Origin of the sequence: Kribbella sp. NPDC006257 (genome assembly GCF_040613535.1) — a bacterium.
Lineage (GTDB): Bacteria > Actinomycetota > Actinomycetes > Propionibacteriales > Kribbellaceae > Kribbella.
This window is the reverse complement of record NZ_JBEXSJ010000003.1, coordinates 311,646-331,223: the sequence shown is the minus strand read 5'-3', so window position 1 is coordinate 331,223 and position 19,578 is coordinate 311,646. Positions and strand designations below refer to the sequence as shown.

Sequence of the window (19,578 nt, the reverse complement as noted above, 5' to 3'; positions counted from 1 at the left end):
GTGACCAGCAGCCTCGCCGCACCGCGGGCCTCGACGCGACCACCGGTCGTGTCGGGGCGCCGAGTGCGCGAAAGTCTGGGTGAGCGGGTCGCTCCGTACACCTACATCGCGCCGTTCTTCCTGATCTTCGGGATCTTCGGCCTGTTCCCGCTGCTGTTCACGTTCTACGTCGCGTTGTTCGACTGGAACCCGGTCGCCGGGCACACCTTCATCGGGCTGGACAACTTCTCCCGGTTGTTCAACGACCCGCGGTTCTGGAACGCGCTGTGGAACACGATCACCATCTGGGTGATGTCCACGGTGCCGCAGTTGCTGGTCGCGCTGGGCCTGGCGCACCTGCTCAACCACGTGCGGCTGCGCTTCGCGACGCTGTTCCGGATGTCGATGCTCGTTCCGTACATCACCTCGGTCGCGGCGACCACGGTCGTGTTCGCGCAGCTCTTCGATCGCGATTACGGCCTGCTGAACTGGGGGCTGCACCTGGTCGGACTCGGCCCGGTCGACTTCGTCCAGTCCACCTGGGGCAGCCAGGCGATGATCGCCACGATGGTGATCTGGCGGTGGACCGGGTACACGACGCTGCTCTACCTGGCGTCACTGCAGGCGATCTCACGCGAGATCTATGAGGCCGCCGCGGTTGACGGCGCCGGCAACTGGAAGCAGTTCCGCTACATCACCATCCCGTCGCTGCGCCCGGTGATCGTCTTCACCATCGTGACGTCGACCATCGGCGGGTTGCAGATCTTCACCGAACCCCTGCTCGTCTCGTCGAGTGCGCCGCTCACCTGCGGACCGGTCCGGCAATGTCAGACGCTCACCCTCTTCTTGTTCGAGCAAGGCTTCGGCCAGTTCAAGTTCGGGTACGGCGCTGCGATCGGCGTCACCCTGTTCGTCCTCGTCGTCGCCTTCGCGCTCCTCAACTATCTGCTGTCCACCCGCATCCGCCGGGAGAAGCCATGAGTGTGTTGATGTCACGCCGCCGGATCGAGCGGGTGCCGTGGTGGGTCTACGTCCTGCTGGCCGTGGCGGTGCTGATCGCCGTGTTCCCGCTGTACTGGATGTTCGTGGTGGCGTCGAACGACTCCGCGACCGCCTACAAGATGCCGCCGCGGATCGTCCCGGGCGAGAACCTGTTCCACCTCGCGGATCTGGTCTTCAGCACAGTGCCGTTCGTCCGCTCGCTGGTCAACAGCGCGGTCGTCGCGGTTTCCATCGGTGTCGGCCAGGGGCTGCTCTGTGCGCTCGCCGGGTTCGCCTTCGCCAAGCTGCGCTTCCCCGGTCGCAACACCCTGTTCCTGATCGTCGTCCTCACGATGACCGTTCCGACCCAGCTCGCCGTCATTCCGCAGTACATGATCATGTCGAAACTGGGCTGGGTGGACACGCTGCAGGCGTTGATCGTGCCCGGGCTGGCCAGCGCCTTCGGCATCTTCTGGATGCGGCAGCACATCGCCTCGACCGTTTCCGACGAACTGCTTCAGGCGGCCCGGATCGACGGCGCGAACTCCTGGCAGATCTTCTGGCAGATCGCCTTCCCACTGGTCCGTCCGGCCGCGTTCGTCCTCGGCCTGCTCGGCTTCGTCACCGCCTGGAACGACTTCCTCTGGCCGTTCATCATCCTCAAATCCCCGGACATGTACACCGCCCAGATCGCCATCAAAGCCTTACAGAACAGCCGAGTCGTAGACCTGGGCCTAGCCATGGCCGGCTCCTTCCTAGCCACCATCCCCCTCCTCATCCTCTTCGCCTTCGTAGGCCGCCGCCTGGTAACCGGCATAATGGACGGCGCCTTCAAAGGCTGAACCCAACCCCCGAACCCGACCCGTGAACCCGACCCCCGCCGAGCGAAGCGAAGGCGCACAAATGACGAAAGCGACCCGCTCTGCGCTTTCCGCAGACACGAGCCGCCATCGCTTTCGTGGACGATACTGGGATCGAACCAGTGACCTCTTCCGTGTCAGGGAAGCGCGCTGCCGCTGCGCCAATCGTCCAGGATTCTGTTGTTCTGCAGGTGTTTCGAGGTGGAGACGGGATTCGAACCCGTGTACACGGCTTTGCAGGCCGTTGCCTCGCCTCTCGGCCACTCCACCGCAGAGTCTCCAGCCTGCCGGCCAGTTCCGAGCGAACGACCGGGTTCGAACCGGCGACCTCAACCTTGGCAAGGTTGCGCTCTACCAACTGAGCTACGTTCGCATCTCGCGGAGCCGGACGCTGTCCTGCTCGGTGCGAGAGCAGAACAGTAGCGCACTTTTCGCGGACTTCGAAACTGAGTATCCGGGGTGTCGCGGGATACCCGGATCAGGCGGGGAAAGGTCCCTTCCGCCACACCAGTCCCACTACCCGTCGAACCGGGCGAGCTCCACCTCGCGGAGCCGGCCGGCGTCGCCGAGCAACTCGATCTCGACGATCCGATCGGCCTCGAAGGTGAACCTGAAGATCACCTGCGGTTCCCCGCGATACGTCCAGACCGCGCCCGCGACCCCGTCGACGAGGATGACTCGCGCGGCCGCCGCCCGCCCGGAGAAGTTCGCCGCGACGGCGGCTGCTCCGCGCACCAGGCGCGCCGCACCTCTACCGGCGGCGGCACCATCGGCACGGAGTACGACTCCTGGATCGAGCATCTCGAGCAGTGCTGCGAAATCGCCGGCGCGGGATGCGGCCAGGAAGGCGGTGACGAGCTCGCGGTGCCGATGTGCGTCGGTGTCGAGCAGTTCGGGCCTGCCCTGAGTCCGCCGCCGCGCGCGACTCGCGAGCTGCCGGGCGGCGCCGGCGGAGCGACCGACGATCGGCGCGATGTCGTCGTACGGAACAGCGAACATGTCGTGCAGCACAAAGGCGAGCCGCTCGGCCGGCGTGAGGGTCTCGAGTACGACGAGCAGCGCGAGCCCGATGGACTCGGCCCGGACGGCTTCGACTTCGGGATCCGGTACGTCGGGGTCGACGAGCGCGGGGGAGTGCACCTCGACGGGCTGCTCGCATCGGCCGCGGCGAAGACGCAGTACGTCGAGGCAGATCCGGCCGACGACCGTGGTCAGCCAGCCACCGAGGTTGTCGATCTCGCCGGGGTCGGAGCGGCTGAGCCGGATCCACGCTTCCTGTACGGCGTCCTCGGCCTCCTGCGGTGATCCGAGGATCCGCAGCGCCACAGTCCGGAGGTGATCGCGCTTCTCCTCGAACCGTGCCGCGAGCCAGTCGTCCTCACTCATGCGAGCCCTCCATCTGTCACACTTTCGAGCCGAGCTCCGTCGAGGGACTGACGTAGCGAGCCGCTGCGATGTGACAAAACGGACGAGGAGAACGCGAGTGACCGAGCCGCCCCGGAGCCCTGAAGTGCGCAAAGATCATGTCCTGAAGCGCCTCGACGAAGATGTCGATGCCTGGGTGTCAACAGCTTCAGCCGACGGTACGCCGTACTTGATGCCGCTCTCGTTCCTCTGGGACGGCCAGACGCTCCTCTTCTCGACAGCCGCGTCGAACCCCACCAGCCTCAACCTCCAGTCGACCGGTCGCGCTCACGTCGCCCTGGATCACACCCGCGACGTCATCCTGATCACGGCGACGTCCGAGACCCTTCGTGCCGAGGAGCTGGCACCCGGAGTCGCGGAGGCCTTCGCCGCCAAGACCGGCTTCGATCCGCGCGACGCGAAGGCGCTCTACCTCTACTTCCGGTTGACCCCCGACACCGTGCAGTCGTGGCGGGAGGCCAACGAACTGCCCGGCCGGACGCTCATGCGCGACAACACCTGGCTCGTCTAGGCGGCCTGCCGTGCCCGGTGAGTTCGAGGGCTGGCCGCGGGCTGCCTTCGATGTGCTGCTCCAACTGGACGGCGAGCCTTCTCTGGAGGTCCGGCGGCTTTGGCGGCGAGATCGGGAGGAGCTGGTACGCCGTCCGATGGTCGAGCTGCTCGACGCGATCGCGGCGGCGGACCCGGCGTACGAGGACTTCGCTGTCTGGCGCTACGGCGGGGTCCTGCTGGAGGCGTGGCAGCGGCAGGGCGCGATCGTTCGGCTGGCACAGAACGTCGAGCTGAGTCTCCGGTTCGATCTGGACGGTCTGGAGGTCAGCCTGGCCTGGTGGTACGCGCCGCCGGAACAGATCGAGCGGTACCGGGCAGCGGCGGCGGATCCTGGTTCCGGGCGGCGGCTGACTGCGATCATCCGCAAGCTGGAGCTCGAGGGCTTCGAAATCTCGGGCGACCAATTGAAGCGGCCGCTGCGCGGTTATCCGGCGGATCATCCGCGGGCGGAGCTGCTGAGACACCGCTCTCTCATCGCCACCCGGCCGCTCGGTTGCGACGACTGGATCCACACGGCGGCGGCGGTCGACCGAGTGGTCACCGCCTTCACTCAACTACGTCCGCTGGCCCGCTGGCTGGTCGGGAACGTCTCCCGACCGCCAGCCGGCCTGCATCATGACGATTAGAGCTTGCTGAAGAAGCCCTGGAGATCCTGGATCAGGAGGTCCGCGGCGTCTTGGGTGGCCCAGTGGCTGCCGCGGTCGTATTCGTTCCAGGACACGATGTTGGAGTGGTCCCGTTCGGCGAATCGCCGCAGTGGCCGGAAGTCGAAGGCGAAACTGGCGAGGCCGGTCGGTGCGGTGGTCGGCTCGGTCGGGTGTTCGGCGTGGTGGTCCTCGTAGTAGAAGCGGGCCGAGGAGGCGCCGGTGTTGGTGAGCCAGTAGATGGTCGCGTTGGTCAGTACGTGCTCGTCGCTGGTGCCGCCCAGCAACTGGGCGATCCAGGCCAGTTGGCCTGACGGGGAATCGGCCAGGGCGTGAGCGAGGGTCTGTGGCTGCGTCTCTTGCAGCTTCGCGTACGCCGACATGTTGTCCTGGAACGACTGCAGGAAGTTCACGTAGCCGAGTTCCTCCGCGGACAGGTCGTCGAGTTCGGCGGGGTCGCCGGAGGGGAACGAGAAGAGCTGGGTGACGTGCACACCGATCACGTGGTCGGGATCGATGCGGCCGAGTTCGGGCGCGACGAACGCACCCGCATCGTTGCCGTGGGCCCCATATTTCTGGTAGCCGAGCCGGTGCATCAGTTCGGCCCAGGCGCGCGCGGTGCGGTACCTGTTCCAGCCCTGGTCCGCGGTCGGGCCGGAGAAGCCGAAGCCGGGCAGTGACGGGATCACCAGATGGAAGGCCTGCGCCCCGTCGGTTGGCGCGGTCAGCGGTTCGATCAGGTCGAGGAACTCGACGACGCTGTTCGGCCAGCCGTGGGTCAGCAGCAGCGGAATTGCGTTCGGGTCAGCGGACCGCACGTGCAGGAAATGGATCTGCTGGCCGTCGATCTCGGTGACGAACTGTGGATACGCGTTCAGTCGCTCTTCCCACGCACGCCAGTCGTACGTTGTCCGCCACGCCTCTACGAGACGCTGCACATAACCGACCGGTACGCCGTACTCCCATCCCGGCGGCACCGGACCGGTCTGGACGGCGCCTTCGGTGGGCAGCGGCAACTCGTTCGCCCAGCGGGTCCGCTCGAGCCGGCGCTGCAGATCGTCGAGGTCAGCTTGCGGGATGTCGATCCGGAAGGGGTGAATCTCGGTGTTTGTCGTCATACCCAGAACATTATTTCTCTATTAGGCGAGTTAGCTTCCTAATGAACTGGCAGACTTTTCGCATGATCGAAACCTCGGCCCGGCTGCTGAAGCTCCTGACGCTGCTCCAATCCCCACGCGACTGGACCGGCGCCGAACTCGCCACCAAGCTCGAGGTCAGCCCCCGCACGGTCCGCGCCGACATCGAACGACTCCGCGGACTGGGTTATCCGGTCGATGCGACCCGCGGCTCGATCGGCGGCTACCGCCTCGGCAAGGGCGGCTCGCTCCCGCCGTTGCTACTGACCGACGACGAGGCAGTCGCCGTAGTGATCGGCCTGCGCAAGGCCGCCGAACTCACGGGACTGGAGGAGAGCTCCCTGCACGCCCTGACCAAGCTCGAACAGGTGCTGCCATCGCGACTGCGCCGTCGAGTGAACTCGATCCACACCTTCACCGTGCAGGTGCCGCAAGACGTCCCAGCGCCCCTCTTCGAGCCCGAATTGCTGACCCAACTAGCGGGCCTCTGTCGCGACCGCGAACAACTCAGATTCGACTATCAGTCCCACCGCTCCGAGTCGAGCACGCGCAGGGTCGAGCCCTATCGACTCGTGAACTGGGGGCGCCGCTGGTACCTGGTCGCCTACGACCTCGACAAACAGGACTGGCGCACCTTCCGGGTCGACCGCATTTCGCCCCGCGTCCCCACCGGCCCACGCTTCACACCCCGCCCCCTACCCAACGACGGCGACCTCACCACCTACGTCTCCCAACGAGTCTCCGCAGCCGCCTGGCGCTACCGAGCCGAAGTCATCGTCCACGCGCCCGCCGAAAGCATCGCCGCCCGCCTCCCACCAGCCGCCGGCACCGTAGAACCCCTCGACAACAACACCTGCCTCTTCACCACCGGCTCCGACTCCGCCACGGGCCTCGCCGTACACCTAGCGCTCCTCGACGCAGACTTCGAGATCCGCGAGGGACCAGCCGAACTCCATGCCTCCGTCCGCCAACTCGCCGACCGCTACAGCCGAGCCCTACCCGACCGCCCCGGCCACCCAGCCAGCACCTGACCGGCCTTCGACCGGATCGCGAAAGCTACTTTCTCGACCTGGATACTGCACTTATGGTGGGATGACCTCCTCGACGGGCCGCGCATGCCGGCCCCGGGTGAGGAGTTTCGATGCGTCGCACCTGGTTCGTCCTGGCCGTCCTGACGGCCCTGTTCGGTGGGGCGCTGGTGACCGCCCCGACTGCCGCTGCCTATACGCGGGAGTGGGATTCCGTGACCTCGGACAACTGGATCAATGGCAAGGCCTGGTGCATGTGGCGGGTACCAGACACCCCGGCCGTCGGGTGCTGGTTCCCCGACAGCGATGACCTGCAGATCGCCGACCTGGCGAGCGACGGCAAGCGGGTCGGCATGCAGTGGAAGACCGACTACGGGCGGTTCGGCGTCTGCGTGCAGGCAAACGGTGCCGACAGTTATCTCGGCGGCGGCGCCCTGCAGGCCGGCAAGTACTCCTGCAACCAGATCAACATCGCCGAGGACCACACGATCAGCTTCCGGGTCGGCACGTGCAACGGCAGCCAGGTCGACTGCGGCGTCATCGCCAACTGGGGCCAGTGGTCAGCCTGGTCAGAGTCGAAGCCCACCTGACCCCACCCCCGCCGGACGCGCCGCAGACCCCCAGCCCGCGTCCGGCCAACACCAGCCACAGCGGAAGCCCGACAAACAACCCGGGCCACAGCGATTCGCAGTACGAAACAGCTTCTTGAGGGGAGTGCTGACAGACACCTCAGCCCAGGGAAAGCTGAACGGGTCAGATGGGTGAGCGCGTGAGGTCGTGCTGGTACGTGCGGAAGGGCTCGACCGGATCAACGTCATGGATAACAGCCAGGACCTCCGCCATCGCAACCACGCTCAGCTCGTCGATTCCGGTCGTAGCGTCACCAGGCATCCGCGACGTCAGATGAGCCGCAACTCCCGCGTGCTGACCGGCGAACCCAGTCACGGCGGTTCGTAGTACGAAACCGGTTGGCGGGGGAGTGCTGACCGGCGAACCGAGCCGCGGCGGTTCGTAGTACGGAATCGGTTGGCGGGAACGCCGACCGCCGAACCCGACCCCCGCCCAGGGGGTGCGGGTGGCGAAGCCCCCGCAACGCGGCAAGCGAAGCGCAGCCGCACAAATAACGAAAGCGACCCGCTCCGCGCGTTCCGCGGACACAGATCGCCTATCGCTTTCGTGGACGATACTGGGATCGAACCAGTGACCTCTTCCGTGTCAGGGAAGCGCGCTACCGCTGCGCCAATCGTCCAAGCTGTACAAGGGTGTTGAGGTGGAGACGGGATTCGAACCCGTGTACACGGATTTGCAGTCCGTTGCCTCGCCTCTCGGCCACTCCACCAGTGAGAAAGCCTGGCTTGCCGAACCCTCTCCGAGCGGACGACCGGGTTCGAACCGGCGACCTCAACCTTGGCAAGGTTGCGCTCTACCAACTGAGCTACGTCCGCATTGCGACCGGGTTTTCGTGCCCCTCGGCGCGAGAAGAACATTAGCTCATCTCCGCCGGAGTTCAAAAACGGGGGTCCCCTTCCGGGCAGACCAACGGGCCGGGCGACGGGCCTACCGGCAGTCGTCGCGCGGTCACGGAAGGCCTGCGGATTAAGGTGTCCCGAGTTGGAAGGAGCAGGAATGAAGATCTGGCTGAACGGCGCCCTACAGGACGACCCGGCGGCTGCCGGCCTGTCGCCGTTGGATCACGGGCTGACCACCGGCGACGGAGTGTTCGAGACGGTGAAGATCGTCGACGGGCAGCCGTTCGCGGTGACCAAGCATCTCGACCGGCTGGTCCGGTCGGCGACCGGGCTGGGGTTGCCGGCGCCGGACCGCGACGAGGTCGAGCGCGCGATCGCGGAGGTCGTGAAGGCGGATCCGGAGATCGCGTTCGGCCGGTTGCGGATCACGTACACGGGTGGGGTGTCGCCGCTGTCGTCGGATCGCGGGACGGCCGGGCCGACGCTGGTCGTCGCGACCCAGGCGATCGAGCGGCCGGCGCCGTCGACGGCGATCGTGACAGTGCCGTGGGTACGCAACGAGCGCAGCGCTGTCGCCGGCTTGAAGACCACGTCGTACGCCGAGAACGTGCGCGCGCTCGCCTACGCCAAGGAGCGCGGGGGGACCGAGGCGATCTTCGCGAACACCGTCGGCGATCTGTGCGAGGGAACCGGCGCGAACATCTTCTGCGTGTACGGCGGGGAGCTGGTTACCCCGACGCTCGAGTCGGGCGCGCTGGCTGGTGTCACCCGCGCGCTCGTGATCGCGTGGTTCGGCGCGGTCGAGCGCGATGTGCCGCTGGCGCGATTGGCCGAGGCGGACGAGATCTTCCTCACGTCGACGACGCGGGACGTCCAGGCAGTCCACCGTTGCGACGACCGCGAGCTTGCCGCTCCCGGTGAGGTGACCGCCGCGGTGGCAAAGGTCTTCGCCGAACGCTCCGCCGAAGACATCGACCCCTAGGCCTTCGTACTACGGGCGCGCGGTCGCCTTCGCCGTGTTTCGCGGTGACCGAGATGGAAACCCGGCGCACGGCGTACCGACAGCCGCGATGCCCCGCAGGTCCTTGGCGACTTTGAGCATGAGCTGAGTGTTTTCGGGGCCGGTGGATGCTCAAGCGCAGCTCAAAGTGGGCCGAGGGTCGGCGGTTCGGCGGGCGATCGCGCGGGGTGGGGGATCGGCGTACCGGGGGGTGTGGGGTGGGCGAACGACAGCGTCCGAAGTACTCGAGGTACTTCGGACGCTGTTGGTGTTCGGGCTATTCGCCGGCGGACTTGCGGCGTTCGCGGTAGGCGGCGACGTGCAGCCGGTTGCCGCAGGTGCGGGCGTCGCAGTACCGCTTGGAGCGATTCCTGGACAGGTCGATGAGCGCGTCGTCGCAGTCCGGTGCCTCGCAACGACGCAACCGCTCGCGTTCGCCGGCCGAGATCACCTGCGCCAGCGCGATTCCGCACTCGACGGTGATCCGGCAGGTCAGCGATGCACCGTCCCGCGAGTAGTGGATGTGCCACGGATGACCGTCGTGGTTGGTCAGCCGGGGCGTCGTCGTACCACTCGCGACGATCGCGTTGATCATCGCGGCGGCCTCGGCATCCGAACCTGTCGTGAAGACCGGTGCGAACAGCGGACGGAGTTCGCGGACCTCGTGCAGATCCGTCTCGGTCAAGGTTCCGACCGCGCTGAACTCCCGCTCGTGGACGAACTTCTCCAGGTCCTCGATGGTCTCCATCGTGTCGACCTGGCTGCTCGGCCCGGGCAGCGTATTCACCAGCCGGACCAGTGTGCCGAGCGCGTGCTCGGTGTCGTGCGAGAAAGTCACAGTCATATCTCCAACGCGACGGGGTCTCCGTCTTGCAAGCAAGAGTAGCCCGGCCGGTTTCGTACGTCGCGGACCAATGCGCTATGGTTTCACCCGCACCACCTCAACAGGCAACACCAGCACCACCAGAGCGGGCGATTGGCGCAGTGGTAGCGCGCTTCGTTCACACCGAAGAGGTCACTGGTTCGAACCCAGTATCGCCCACGAAAGCTCTAGGCGACTCGTGTCCGCGGAAAGCGCGGGCCGGGTCGCTTTCGTTATTTGTGCGGCTGCGCTTCGCTTGCCGCGGTGCGGGGGCTTCGCCACCCGCACCCCCTTGGCGGGGGTCGGGTTCGGCGGTCGGCGGTTCCCGGTGACTGAGGTCGCCGGGCGGCACCCCGCCAAAACCATCTTCCTACGGCGAGCCGCGGTGGCTGGGGTTGTCTGTCGGCTCGGTCCGGCCGACCGCTCCCGTAGTGCGAACTGCTGTCCTTGGGGCGTCTGTTGGCTTTCCTGGGGACCGGTCGTTAGGAGGCCGGAGAGGTGGGGGTTGTGGTGTGTAGGGCGGCTGTTACTGCTTGTATGGCTGGGGTTTTGGGGGTGCGGGTCAGGAGGTAGACCTCTCGGGTGAGGGTGTTTTGGGTGAGGGGGCGGATGGCTACTCCGGGGATGCCGTAGTCGAGGACGAGGTCGGGGAGTAGGGCGCAGGCGCCCGTCGTACGGACCATTTCTACGAGGATCAGGAAGTCGTCGGAGGAGTAGCGGAGGTCGGGTTCGAAGCCGCCTAGTTCGCGGCAGGCTCGGATCTGCATCTCGCGGTGGCCGGTTCCTGGTTGGCAGGCGGCCCAGCGAGCGTCGGCGAGGTCTGGCATGGCGACGCGGTCGTGGGCGGCGAGTGGATGTGATTCCGGTAGGACTAGGCGGATTTGCTCGCGAACCAGGAGCTCTCGGGTCAGATCTTTGTGGACTGGGCGCGGTTGTCCGGAGTACTCGTCGCCGATGACGGCGTCGAGTTGGCGCAGGCGCAGGGCTGGTACGGCTTCCTCGACTTCTGCCTCGGTGACTTCAACTCGGACGTCGGGATGGCTGTGGGCGAGTGCGGCGACAGCAGGAGCTGCGATGCGCAGGAAAGCCGACTGAAAGGCAGACACCCGTACGACGCCTGCCGGTCGGCCCGCCGCGATCGCTGAGACCTCCGCCTCGGCCGCCTCCAAGCCGTCGAGCAGGACGGCCGCGTGCCGTACCAGGGCGTGGCCGGCCTCGGTGAGCTGGACGTTCCGGCCGGCGCGCTCCAGGAGCTTGGTGCCGGCTTCGCGTTCGAGGACGGCGAGTTGCTGGGAGATGGCACTGGGCGTGTAGCCGAGTGCCCGGGCGGCACCGTGGACGGTTCCGCGGGCGTCGAGTTCACGCAACAACCGCAGGCGGCGAAGATCCAGCATCGTTCATCAACGCTACCTGGTTCTGTGCACAAAGAGGAGATGGACGTGAATAGTTGACGCTGTGAGCATCGTCGGTATGGGTGCCCTCTTCTGCCTCTTGTCCGCCGCCTGTTTTGGCGCCATGGCGATCTTCGGGAAGTCCGCGTACGACGCCGGCGTCCACGTCGGAGACCTCCTCCTGCTGCGCTTCGCGATCGCGGCCGTAATGCTCCTCGTCATCGCCCGCAAGACCGGCGCTCTGAAAGGCCTCTCGCGCCGCTCGATCGCGGCCGGCCTCGCGATGGGCGGCGTCGGCTACGCGACCCAGTCCGGCCTCTTCTTCGGCGCGCTCGAACGGATGGACGCCTCCCTGCTCGCGCTGATCCTCTACGCGTATCCGGTTCTCGTCATGATCGGCGCGGTCGCACTGGGCTGCGAGAAGACGTCCGTACGCCGGGTCGCCGCGCTCCTCGTCGCATCGCTCGGCACCGTGCTCGTCCTCGGTGGAGCAGCGTCCGGGAGCCTGGACGGACTCGGTACGGCGATGGGCTTCGGCGCCGCGATCGCCTACACGGCCTACATCCTCGCGGGCGACCGGATCGGCGCCGCGATCCCGCCAGTCGGGTTGGCGGCTCTCGTCTGCACCGGTGCCACGATCACGTTCGGCCTGGTCAGCGCCGTACGAGGTGGTCCCGACCTCGACTTCGCTCCAGCCGGCTGGGGATGGATCGCAGCCATCGCCGTCATCAGCACGGTCGCCGCGATCCTGATGTTCTTCGCCGGCATGGCGCGCGTCGGCCCATCGACCGCCTCAATCCTGTCAACCCTGGAACCGGTCATCACGGTCGCCCTAGCCGCCGTAGCCTTCGCCGAATCCCTCGCCCCGCTACAGCTAGTCGGCGGCGCCCTAGTCCTCAGCGCAACTGCAGTAATCCAATGGCCAACCCGCCCAGCGGCACCAGACTCAGCAGGGGCGCCAGTGTTGGCGGGGTGCGTAGCCTTGGCGGCGGAGCCAGTGTTCGGTGTAGACGATGCGGGTCGGGTGGACAACGACGAGCGGGCCTAGCGGGGGATCGTCGAGCGAGTTGCCGCGTTCGACGTGGTCGGACTGCCAGCGGTATGCCTGCCAGTAGTGCTCGAAGTCCTCAGCGGCCGGATCGAGGATGTCGGCGGTGCCGAAGATCTGGGCGCCGCGGCTGCTTGCCTGGCCTACCAAGGGTGCGAAGACGCCGAGGGAGATGCGCGGGTCGGCGGCGAGGTTCCGCATCTTGGGCGAGCGGGCGGACGCGGTGAAGATGATGGCGAAATCCAGGTGGTAGAAGCGGACCGGGGTCGCCAGCGGGCCGTCGGGGCCGACGGTTGCCAGGACGCACATGTTCTGGCTGGACAGCAGGTTCAGGATCCGTTCGGACAGTCGTTCGTGATCGAGCTTCTGGGTGGGGGCAGGTCCGGACAACCACGGGTTCGTCAGCGCCATGGCCGATCTTCTCTCATGCAGAGATGGCGGGCATCAGTAGTAGCGCCGCAGGGAAGGCCAGAGGGTGGACCACGACTCAGTCGGGCCGGTGCAGAGGGTTAGGTGGGTGCCGTTTTCTTCGTTGTCCACGCCCGTCTTGACGGTGCCGATCTGGTGGCAGGTGCCTAGGCGGGATTCGTAGTACTGCGTGGGTTCTTGTTCGACCAGGAGGACCGGGCCGGTCTGGGTGTCGGGGGGCGGGCCCCAGTCGTAGAAGGACATGTGGCCCGAGTACGGGGTGGGGAGGTTGTGGGCCGGGCCGTAGTGGTCGATGGCGCCGGCTTCGCCGTAGTTGAGGGCGAAGATGGTGGCGCGGGAGCGGTCGGGTTCGGGGATCTGCGCCCAGGCGTCGGCGACAGCGCTGGTGAGAGCGGGCCAGCCGACCTGCTCGCCCTGCTCGGGGTTGACGGGCAGGACGGCGCCGAGGGCCGAGGTCGGTAGCACCGGCAGCGCGATGATGACCGACGTGACGGCGGTCAGGACTGCTCCAACAGCCAGGAGACTGGTGCGCCCGCGGCTGAACCAGTCGAGGGTGGGAATGGCGCCGGCTGCGATCAGGATCAGCATCAGCGGCAACGCGTAGTACGACTTGCCGCCTGCGGCCAGGACGATGAGGCAGAGGATCGGGTAGGCCAAGGCGATCGGCCGGGACCAGTGGATGGAACGCCACATATGGACGAAGCCGGCGACCCAGACCGGCACGAGGAACGGCGAGAGCTGCAAGAGCTGCAGGGGGATGAACATGATCCGGTTCTCGACGCCGTCGTCGTCGCTGATGCCGCCGGCAACGGTGAGTTGCGGCCAGCCGTTCGTCGCCTGCCACCAGAGGTTGGGGCCGGCCACCAGCGCCGCGGTGATGATGCCGGCGAGGAGCCACCAACTTCGGAGTACGGAACGAGGGCCGAGGATCAGTACGGCGAGCAGCAACGCGGCGAGCGGGAGGACCACCAGGTACTTGTTCTCCAGCGCGATCCCGGTTGCGAGACCGATCCCGACCCACCAGCGGTGATCGCCGGTCCGGAGCAGCTTCACCGCGAACAGGCCGATCACCATCCAGGCGAGCAGGTCGTACGTCGCGGTCGAGGCGAGGTGAGCGATGCCCAGCGGGAACCCGGCGACCGCAGTACAGCAGGCTGCGAACGTCTGGGCACGGCGGTCGGCGCCGAGTTCACGGGCGATCAGCGCGACGACGATGATCGTGGCGGCGGCCGCGAGCGTCGAGAACACCCGGATGCCCATCGGTGTGTTGCCGAAGATCGACCCCGAGACGTGGACCAGCAGCGGCGTGAGTGGCGGCTGGTCGGTGAAACCCCAGGCGAGGTGCTTGCCAGCCACGAGGAAGTAGAGCTCGTCGCGATGGAAGCCGTAGCGACCAGACACAGCAGTCAGTACTACGGCGACGATGGCGGCGACCACAGCGACCGGCACGGCGGCAAACGGATGACGTCTGGTGGTCATGGCGAGATGCTGTCAGTCATAGGGGATCACCGGCCAGCATCCGAGGTGGTTGCCCGCGGTCGAGCAGCAGCACCCGGCCGGCCAGGCTGTCGTCCTCGATGAAGTTCACGACCGCATCGGTGAGCGTCTCGAGCGGGACGAGCGGGGGACCGGGATCAGGCAGCGCTGCCTGCTCGGCGAGACCGCGCGACGTGGCGACCCAGTCCGGCACCACGCAATTCACCCGCACCTGATGGCTGTCCCGCAGCACACCGAGCGTCGCGGTGAACCTGATCAATGCAGCCTTGGCCGCGCTGTACTCCGGTGAGACGTGCGGCCCGAATCCCAACCCTGCCGTGGATCCCATGTTGATCACCACGCCACCACCGGCACGGCGCATCGGCTCCAGTGCGAGCTGCGTGGCGAGCATCGGTGCGCGCAAGTTCAGGTCGAGGGACGCGGTCCAGCGCCCGACGTCGGCATCGGGGAAACACGGCCGCAGTGACGGGCCGCCGCCCGCGTTGTTCACCAGGATCTGTGGCTCGCAGGACATCAAGGCAGCCACCGCATCGTCATCACGCAGGTCGGTGCGAACGAACCGCCCGGATCCGATCAGCGCCCGCGTCTCCTCGCCACCTGCCTCGTCGATATCCGCCAGCACGACTGAGGCCCCGGCGGCAGCGAGGCGCTGGGCGATGGCGCGCCCGATTCCGACCGCGGCTCCGGTCACCACGGCGAGTTTGCCCTTGATCTCCATGCTCGATCACCTCGAGCCAAACCCTGCCGGACGCCGCCGACAATTTTCGGAGCGCGACGATTTCAGAGCGCAAGGATCAGAGCGCAAGGATCAGAGCGCGACGATTCAGAGCGCGACGATCTGGAGCAACGCAGCGCCGGCGGCTGCGGTCAGGCTGTCCAGCGGCCCGGGAGGCGTGCGGCAACTCCAATCCGAACCGATCAGCCCGTCACTCGTACGACGGTGGCGCCACGCCAGATCCGCGTTGTGCTGGAGGAACGGCAGGTACTGCGGCTGGCCCAGCTCCACAGCGAGCCGATGCAACTGCCGCACCAGGACCGCCTTGTCGCCAGTCAGCGGCTGCGTGACCACCCAGTCCGCAGTCGACAGGGCGTCCGAGAGATAGCTGCCGTCCCGCGTAACGCCGTACAGGGCTGTCGCTGCGCCGATGTAGATGCCTGCGTTCTCGCTGCGCGGCTGTCGCCTGATCCGGCTGTAGAGCGCCTGCGCTCTGTCCAGGTACGACGTATCGCCGGTCGCCGCATAGACCTTCACAGCTGCGATCGCAGCCGGCCCGTTGCCCGTAGCATCCCAGCTCGAACCGAGGAGTTCCCGAGCCCGGTCGAGGTAACGCGTCAGGCCGGTCAGCTCATAAGCACGCGCACAGCCCTGCGCCCACCGGGCGGTGTCGGCAAAGGCACTGACTCCGTCGTACACCGCATGGACCAACCTCTCGTGAACTCCGTCGCGCTCGCAGGCGTCCATCGCCAGATCCCACAGCGCCGGGCTGAAGTGTGCCGGATCCCAGTAGGCGCCGAGGAAGGATTCCAAGGCGGCGTCCGCGATGGTCAACGGAACGGCGGGTGAGCTCATGAGGGACCGCCTTCGGGGGAGGGCCACGGCGTGTGCTCGGATGGTAGGAAGCGCAGTTGGCATAGGTCAATATGTCGGAGCACCCCACTTGCGCCTGATCAGACCGCCTGGGATGGTATATCAACCAGGAGGTGACCCGATGGCCCTGTTGTACGAGCAGATCAGCACCCATGTGCTGGACGAGATCAGGCGCGGTGTCCTCGGCCCCGGCGACCGGGTCGCCTCCGAGATGGAGCTCGCGGCTCAATTCGAGGTCAGCCGGATCACCTCCAAGCGTGCCCTCGAGGTACTACGGGAGGCAGGCCTGATAGAGCGGGTCCGTGGCAAGGGCTCGTTCGTCGTACGGCGACTGCCTGACCTGGACCGCATCTCGATGCCACTCAAAGGCCGGCTGCGCCCGGCTCGCCCGTACGGCGTACCGGGGGCCATTGCGCTCCTAGTACCCGATGTGTCGGAGTCCTATGGGCTGGAACTCTTGCAGGCAATAGAAGAACGGTGTGCCGAGCATGGGGCCAACCTGATCGTCCGGCGGACTCGCGGCCGGCAGACCGATGAGGAACAAGCTGTCGAGTCGCTGGTGGCCATGGAAGAGGTTGGCGGGCTGATCGTCTTCCCGGTGCACGGCGACTTCTACAACGCGAGTCTGCTCCGGCAGGTGCTCGACGGTTATCCACTGGTTCTAGTGGATCGGCATCTGTCGGGCATCCCGGTGTCAGCTGTGCACACGGACAACGTGGCTGCATCGCGTGCTCTGACCGAGCGGCTCTTCGAGCTAGGTCATCGGCAGATCGCGTTCGTTTCGCCGCCTCCGTTGAACACCTCCAGCATCGAGGATCGGCTCGAGGGATTCCGGTCGGCCTTCGCGGACCGCGACCCGGCCAGCTATCAGGCGCATCACCTGACAGACCTCCGTAGTACGTTGCCCGGCTCGTTCACGGCAGAGAGTGTTCAGTCCGATCTAGAGCTGATCCGTGAGTTCCAGCGGAAGGTCCCGGCGGTGACCGCGTTCGTGGCGTGTGAATACAACCTGGCCCGGATGCTGGACCGGGCGTTCGGCCGCGAGCGCAGCCAGGTGATCAGCTGCTTCGATTCGCCGGGCGATCCGATCGACGGACCGCCATACCTGCATGTGCGGCAGAACCAGACCGAGATGGGCCGGCAGGCAGTTGACCTGTTGTTCGCACAGCTTCGCGGGGAGTCGGTCCCGAAGCTCTCGATCATCCCGTTCGAACTGGTCGATGCCCAGCACAACTGACTTTCGGCAGTACTCCGGCCAGCCGCGTGCTGTGTAGCGTCGTCCTGTGAAGAGGCGCGCGGGAGACCTGGGACTCTGGGCCGTCCTCGGGCTCCTGGTTCTCGGCGAGTCCGGCGCCCGCGGGGATCCGTACTGGTTCCGGGCGGGTTGCCTGACGGTCCTCGCGGCAGGAGTGCTGCTACGCCGGCCCTGGCCGCTGGTCGCGCTGGCGATCGTCGGTGGCACGGAGTGCGTGATCGTGGCGCTGGCGAGCGGCACGACGTACGGCGTACCGATCGCTCTCGTGCCCGCGATCGTGTTGCTGAGCTATCTCTCCGGGCGCCGCGAGAGCCAGCTGAGGTACTTCCTGCTGGTGGTGAGCTGGGAACTCGTCGGCGTGCTCGTGCTCGCACTGCTCGTCCACCGGACCGTGGCGACCTCGATCCTCAACTGGCTGGTCGTGCTGCTGTTCGCCTTGCTCACCGTCGTGCTGCCCTGGCTGATCGGCCGGTACCGCGCGCAGCAGGCGCTGCTCGCCTCCGCCGGGTGGGAGCGGGCCGAGCGGATCGAGCGAGAGCACGGGCTCGAGATCGATCGCGAGAGACTGCGAGAGCGCTCCCGGATCGCCGAGGACATGCACGACTCGGTCGGGCACGAGCTGAGCCTGATCGCGCTGCGGGCGGCCGCCCTCGAGATCGATGCCGAACTCCCCGAACGGCAGCGCCGGGCAGCCGGCGAACTCCGCGAAGCCGCCGCAACCGCCACCGAGCGGCTGGGCGAGATCATCGGCGTACTGCGGGACCCCGGTGCCGAGGCGCCCGTGATTCCGGCCCGCGAGTCGGTGCCGGATCTCGTCGAACGAGCGGTCGCGTCGGGGCTCGCCGTCCACCTGGTCCAGCAAGGCGACGGTGAACTCGCCCCGATGGTCGACCGTGCGGTGCACCGCGTCGTCCAGGAGTCACTCACCAACGCAGGCAAACACGCTCCCGGCGCATCGATCACCGTCTCGATCTCGCACGAAACCGACCAAGTCGTAGTGCGGATCGCGAACGGCGCCGCCACGAAGCTTGCCCCTCAGGCCGTGTCCACCGGGCGAGGGTTGGCCGGCTTGCGGGAGCGGGTGCGCCTGGTCGGGGGAGTGCTCGATGCGGCGCCGCGCAGCGACGGTGGGTTCGAGGTGGTGGCGCAGATACCGCGGATCGGCGGCAAGGCCGTCGAGCCGGAGATCGCGGCGGCGGCGGAAGAACGAGACGTCGTACGACGCCGGGCCCGGCGCGGGCTGATCACCGCGGTGGCCGCTCCGCTGGCGGTCGGCGCCGTCATCGGAGTGGTTGCCCTCGGCTACTACCTGGTCGTCGGGTACAACTCGATCCTGGAACCCGCGCAGTACGAGAAGCTCGAGCTCGGGCAGTCCGTCGCCGAGGTCGAGGAGTTGCTCCCGCGGCTGCAGATGGTGGATCCGCCGGCCGGCGTTCTGCCAGAACCGGCGCAAGGGAGTTGCCGTTACTACCGCCCGGACGCACCGTTCAGCATCACCTACGCCTACCGGCTCTGCTTCCACAACGATCGGCTGGTCGCGAAGGACGTAGTACAGACAGGTTCGCGACCGCCGACCCCGGAAGGAGCCGGCCGATGATCCGGGTAGTGCTGGCTGACGACGAGGCACTGGTCCGGGCGGGTGTGCGCTCGATCCTGGGGACGGACGACGCGATCGAGGTGGTGGCCGAGGCGGCCGACGGGGTGGCGGCGGTCGAGGCGGTCCAGCGGCATCGGCCGGACATCGCCGTACTGGATATCCGGATGCCCCGGATGGACGGGCTCGCGGCGGGCGCGGAGATCAGGCGCACCTCGCCCGGGACGGCGGTCGTGATGCTGACGACCTTCTCGGAGGACGCCTATATCGCGAGGGCGCTGGGAGACGGCGCGAGCGGGTTCCTGCTGAAGTCAGGCGACCCGAGAGAGCTGATCGCGGGGCTGAAGGCAGTTGCCGAGGGTGCTGCCTATCTGTCGCCGCGGATCGCCCAGCGGGTCATCGCCGAGCTGGCCGCCGGATCGGGTGGCGGCCGGATGGCCCGGACGGCGGCGGCCCAGGAACAGGTCGGCGTACTGACCCCACGAGAGCGCGAGGTGCTGGCCCTGGTCGGCGCGGGGTTGTCGAACGCGGAGATCGCCGCCCAGCTGTACCTGGTCGAAGGGACAGTGAAGGCCTACGTGAGCGCAGTACTGAGCCGGTTGGGTGTGAAGAACCGCGTTCAGGCCGCGATCGTCGCCTACGAAGCCGGTCTCGTCAGCAACTGATCCGGCAGCGAAACCGCGGGCGCCCGCCGGTCTGACATGAAGCGGTCAGCCGACGTGACGGCACGGCCGGACCGGGCAGGATCTGAGTCGGGCGGCGACGCTCCGGCGGGTGACATCGCATGGACACCACGTCATGGGATAGTGGAGCCCTCCCGGGGGTACCCACCCCGGGACC

Annotated in this window: 20 protein-coding genes and 7 tRNA genes; 12 read left to right on the top strand and 15 right to left on the bottom strand. The window is 67.2% G+C overall.

Annotation, left to right across the window (positions count from 1 at the left end; genetic code table 11):
* Both ABZ004_RS05910 and ABZ004_RS05905 read left to right on the top strand, forming a co-directional pair.
* A complete protein-coding gene (locus ABZ004_RS05910; protein WP_355678627.1) occupies positions 1–960 on the top strand; it encodes a sugar ABC transporter permease in 960 nt (319 codons plus the stop codon).
* A complete protein-coding gene (locus ABZ004_RS05905; RefSeq protein ID WP_355678626.1) occupies positions 957–1,802 on the top strand; it encodes a carbohydrate ABC transporter permease in 846 nt (281 codons plus the stop codon). The genes ABZ004_RS05910 and ABZ004_RS05905 overlap by 4 nt, the downstream gene beginning before the upstream one ends.
* 117 nt (positions 1,803–1,919) lie before the next feature.
* Here the strand turns inward: ABZ004_RS05905 and ABZ004_RS05900 are convergent.
* The 4 genes from ABZ004_RS05900 to ABZ004_RS05885 all read right to left on the bottom strand — a co-directional run bounded on the left by ABZ004_RS05900 (position 1,920) and on the right by ABZ004_RS05885 (position 3,206).
* Positions 1,920–1,991: transfer RNA gene (locus ABZ004_RS05900), tRNA-Val, on the bottom strand.
* A 28-nt stretch (positions 1,992–2,019) separates the two neighbouring features.
* Positions 2,020–2,090, bottom strand: a tRNA-Cys gene (locus ABZ004_RS05895).
* A 30-nt stretch (positions 2,091–2,120) separates the two neighbouring features.
* A tRNA-Gly gene (locus tag ABZ004_RS05890) sits at positions 2,121–2,193 on the bottom strand.
* A 143-nt stretch (positions 2,194–2,336) separates the two neighbouring features.
* The gene (locus ABZ004_RS05885; RefSeq protein ID WP_355678625.1) at positions 2,337–3,206 is read right to left on the bottom strand and encodes a sigma-70 family RNA polymerase sigma factor; all 870 of its coding nucleotides are present in this window, start codon (positions 3,204–3,206) and stop codon (positions 2,337–2,339) included.
* Between the two features lie 97 nt (positions 3,207–3,303).
* Here ABZ004_RS05885 and ABZ004_RS05880 point away from each other — a divergent pair, with 97 nt between their 5' ends.
* The gene (locus ABZ004_RS05880; RefSeq protein WP_355678624.1) at positions 3,304–3,756 is read left to right on the top strand and encodes a pyridoxamine 5'-phosphate oxidase family protein; all 453 of its coding nucleotides are present in this window, start codon (positions 3,304–3,306) and stop codon (positions 3,754–3,756) included.
* Positions 3,757–3,766: 10 nt separating this feature from the next.
* Positions 3,767–4,423: a DUF2461 family protein gene (locus ABZ004_RS05875; protein WP_355678623.1), complete on the top strand. Its 657-nt coding sequence runs from the start codon at positions 3,767–3,769 to the stop codon at positions 4,421–4,423.
* Here the strand turns inward: ABZ004_RS05875 and ABZ004_RS05870 are convergent.
* Positions 4,420–5,559 (bottom strand): epoxide hydrolase family protein, encoded by a 1,140-nt coding sequence (locus ABZ004_RS05870; protein ID WP_355678622.1) that lies wholly within the window; start codon positions 5,557–5,559, stop codon positions 4,420–4,422. The genes ABZ004_RS05875 and ABZ004_RS05870 overlap by 4 nt on opposite strands.
* 62 nt (positions 5,560–5,621) lie before the next feature.
* On the opposite strand from ABZ004_RS05870, the gene ABZ004_RS05865 reads away from it, so the two are divergent.
* On the top strand, positions 5,622–6,608 hold the full coding sequence (locus ABZ004_RS05865; protein ID WP_355678621.1) for a YafY family protein: 987 nt from the start codon (positions 5,622–5,624) through the stop codon (positions 6,606–6,608).
* A gap of 110 nt (positions 6,609–6,718) precedes the next feature.
* A complete protein-coding gene (locus ABZ004_RS05860) occupies positions 6,719–7,195 on the top strand; it encodes a hypothetical protein (RefSeq protein WP_355678620.1) in 477 nt (158 codons plus the stop codon).
* 163 nt (positions 7,196–7,358) lie between these two features.
* Here ABZ004_RS05860 and ABZ004_RS05855 read toward each other — a convergent pair whose 3' ends face one another.
* The 4 genes from ABZ004_RS05855 to ABZ004_RS05840 all read right to left on the bottom strand — a co-directional run bounded on the left by ABZ004_RS05855 (position 7,359) and on the right by ABZ004_RS05840 (position 8,050).
* A complete protein-coding gene (locus ABZ004_RS05855; RefSeq protein WP_355678619.1) occupies positions 7,359–7,550 on the bottom strand; it encodes a hypothetical protein in 192 nt (63 codons plus the stop codon).
* Positions 7,551–7,782: 232 nt separating this feature from the next.
* Positions 7,783–7,854: transfer RNA gene (locus ABZ004_RS05850), tRNA-Val, on the bottom strand.
* Between the two features lie 19 nt (positions 7,855–7,873).
* Positions 7,874–7,944 (bottom strand) — tRNA-Cys (locus ABZ004_RS05845).
* A 33-nt stretch (positions 7,945–7,977) separates the two neighbouring features.
* A tRNA-Gly gene (locus tag ABZ004_RS05840) sits at positions 7,978–8,050 on the bottom strand.
* A gap of 181 nt (positions 8,051–8,231) precedes the next feature.
* Here ABZ004_RS05840 and ABZ004_RS05835 point away from each other — a divergent pair.
* Positions 8,232–9,056 carry an aminotransferase class IV gene (locus ABZ004_RS05835; protein ID WP_355678618.1) on the top strand — a complete coding sequence of 275 codons (825 nt, stop codon included), beginning with the start codon at positions 8,232–8,234 and terminating at the stop codon, positions 9,054–9,056.
* Between the two features lie 295 nt (positions 9,057–9,351).
* On the opposite strand, the gene ABZ004_RS05830 is transcribed toward ABZ004_RS05835, so the two are convergent.
* Positions 9,352–9,918 (bottom strand): CGNR zinc finger domain-containing protein, encoded by a 567-nt coding sequence (locus tag ABZ004_RS05830; protein WP_355678617.1) that lies wholly within the window; start codon positions 9,916–9,918, stop codon positions 9,352–9,354.
* Positions 9,919–10,044: 126 nt separating this feature from the next.
* Here ABZ004_RS05830 and ABZ004_RS05825 point away from each other — a divergent pair.
* Positions 10,045–10,116 (top strand) — tRNA-Val (locus ABZ004_RS05825).
* A 302-nt stretch (positions 10,117–10,418) separates the two neighbouring features.
* Here ABZ004_RS05825 and ABZ004_RS05820 read toward each other — a convergent pair.
* Entirely contained in the window at positions 10,419–11,330 is a 912-nt protein-coding gene (locus tag ABZ004_RS05820; protein WP_355678616.1) for a LysR family transcriptional regulator, read from the bottom strand.
* Positions 11,331–11,391: 61 nt separating this feature from the next.
* On the opposite strand from ABZ004_RS05820, the gene ABZ004_RS05815 reads away from it, so the two are divergent.
* Positions 11,392–12,375 carry a DMT family transporter gene (locus tag ABZ004_RS05815; RefSeq protein WP_355678615.1) on the top strand — a complete coding sequence of 328 codons (984 nt, stop codon included), beginning with the start codon at positions 11,392–11,394 and terminating at the stop codon, positions 12,373–12,375.
* On the opposite strand, the gene ABZ004_RS05810 is transcribed toward ABZ004_RS05815, so the two are convergent.
* The 4 genes from ABZ004_RS05810 to ABZ004_RS05795 all read right to left on the bottom strand — a co-directional run bounded on the left by ABZ004_RS05810 (position 12,274) and on the right by ABZ004_RS05795 (position 15,871).
* Positions 12,274–12,786: a pyridoxamine 5'-phosphate oxidase family protein gene (locus ABZ004_RS05810; protein ID WP_355678614.1), complete on the bottom strand. Its 513-nt coding sequence runs from the start codon at positions 12,784–12,786 to the stop codon at positions 12,274–12,276. The two genes, ABZ004_RS05815 and ABZ004_RS05810, sit on opposite strands and share 102 nt — an antisense overlap.
* Before the next feature lie 33 nt (positions 12,787–12,819).
* Positions 12,820–14,283 carry a glycosyltransferase family 39 protein gene (locus tag ABZ004_RS05805; RefSeq protein ID WP_355678613.1) on the bottom strand — a complete coding sequence of 488 codons (1,464 nt, stop codon included), beginning with the start codon at positions 14,281–14,283 and terminating at the stop codon, positions 12,820–12,822.
* 16 nt (positions 14,284–14,299) lie between these two features.
* A complete protein-coding gene (locus tag ABZ004_RS05800) occupies positions 14,300–15,019 on the bottom strand; it encodes an SDR family NAD(P)-dependent oxidoreductase (protein WP_355678612.1) in 720 nt (239 codons plus the stop codon).
* 105 nt (positions 15,020–15,124) lie between these two features.
* Positions 15,125–15,871 (bottom strand): hypothetical protein, encoded by a 747-nt coding sequence (locus ABZ004_RS05795; protein WP_355678611.1) that lies wholly within the window; start codon positions 15,869–15,871, stop codon positions 15,125–15,127.
* A 139-nt stretch (positions 15,872–16,010) separates the two neighbouring features.
* Here ABZ004_RS05795 and ABZ004_RS05790 point away from each other — a divergent pair, with 139 nt between their 5' ends.
* Genes ABZ004_RS05790 through ABZ004_RS05780 form a run of 3 tightly spaced genes read left to right on the top strand, consistent with a single transcriptional unit; the run spans position 16,011 to position 19,403 of the window.
* Positions 16,011–17,126, top strand: coding sequence for a GntR family transcriptional regulator (locus ABZ004_RS05790; RefSeq protein WP_355678610.1), 1,116 nt, complete (start codon positions 16,011–16,013; stop codon positions 17,124–17,126).
* 46 nt (positions 17,127–17,172) lie between these two features.
* Positions 17,173–18,741 (top strand): histidine kinase, encoded by a 1,569-nt coding sequence (locus tag ABZ004_RS05785; protein ID WP_355678609.1) that lies wholly within the window; start codon positions 17,173–17,175, stop codon positions 18,739–18,741.
* The gene (locus ABZ004_RS05780; protein ID WP_355678608.1) at positions 18,738–19,403 is read left to right on the top strand and encodes a response regulator transcription factor; all 666 of its coding nucleotides are present in this window, start codon (positions 18,738–18,740) and stop codon (positions 19,401–19,403) included. The genes ABZ004_RS05785 and ABZ004_RS05780 overlap by 4 nt, the downstream gene beginning before the upstream one ends.
* Positions 19,404–19,578: the final 175 nt, after the last annotated feature.

Excerpts from the sequence above, each read along its gene's own strand:
- ABZ004_RS05905 (WP_355678626.1), top strand. The coding sequence starts at position 957 with ATGAGTGTGTTGATGTCACGCCGCCGGATCGAGCGGGTGCCGTGGTGG.
- ABZ004_RS05885 (WP_355678625.1), bottom strand. The coding sequence starts at position 3,206 with ATGAGTGAGGACGACTGGCTCGCGGCACGGTTCGAGGAGAAGCGCGAT.
- ABZ004_RS05870 (WP_355678622.1), bottom strand. The coding sequence starts at position 5,559 with ATGACGACAAACACCGAGATTCACCCCTTCCGGATCGACATCCCGCAA.
- ABZ004_RS05865 (WP_355678621.1), top strand. The coding sequence starts at position 5,622 with ATGATCGAAACCTCGGCCCGGCTGCTGAAGCTCCTGACGCTGCTCCAA.
- ABZ004_RS05860 (WP_355678620.1), top strand. The coding sequence starts at position 6,719 with ATGCGTCGCACCTGGTTCGTCCTGGCCGTCCTGACGGCCCTGTTCGGT.
- ABZ004_RS05835 (WP_355678618.1), top strand. The coding sequence starts at position 8,232 with ATGAAGATCTGGCTGAACGGCGCCCTACAGGACGACCCGGCGGCTGCC.
- ABZ004_RS05830 (WP_355678617.1), bottom strand. The coding sequence starts at position 9,918 with ATGACTGTGACTTTCTCGCACGACACCGAGCACGCGCTCGGCACACTG.
- ABZ004_RS05820 (WP_355678616.1), bottom strand. The coding sequence starts at position 11,330 with ATGCTGGATCTTCGCCGCCTGCGGTTGTTGCGTGAACTCGACGCCCGC.
- ABZ004_RS05810 (WP_355678614.1), bottom strand. The coding sequence starts at position 12,786 with ATGGCGCTGACGAACCCGTGGTTGTCCGGACCTGCCCCCACCCAGAAG.
- ABZ004_RS05805 (WP_355678613.1), bottom strand. The coding sequence starts at position 14,283 with ATGACCACCAGACGTCATCCGTTTGCCGCCGTGCCGGTCGCTGTGGTC.
- ABZ004_RS05800 (WP_355678612.1), bottom strand. The coding sequence starts at position 15,019 with ATGGAGATCAAGGGCAAACTCGCCGTGGTGACCGGAGCCGCGGTCGGA.
- ABZ004_RS05795 (WP_355678611.1), bottom strand. The coding sequence starts at position 15,871 with ATGAGCTCACCCGCCGTTCCGTTGACCATCGCGGACGCCGCCTTGGAA.
- ABZ004_RS05790 (WP_355678610.1), top strand. The coding sequence starts at position 16,011 with ATGGCCCTGTTGTACGAGCAGATCAGCACCCATGTGCTGGACGAGATC.
- ABZ004_RS05780 (WP_355678608.1), top strand. The coding sequence starts at position 18,738 with ATGATCCGGGTAGTGCTGGCTGACGACGAGGCACTGGTCCGGGCGGGT.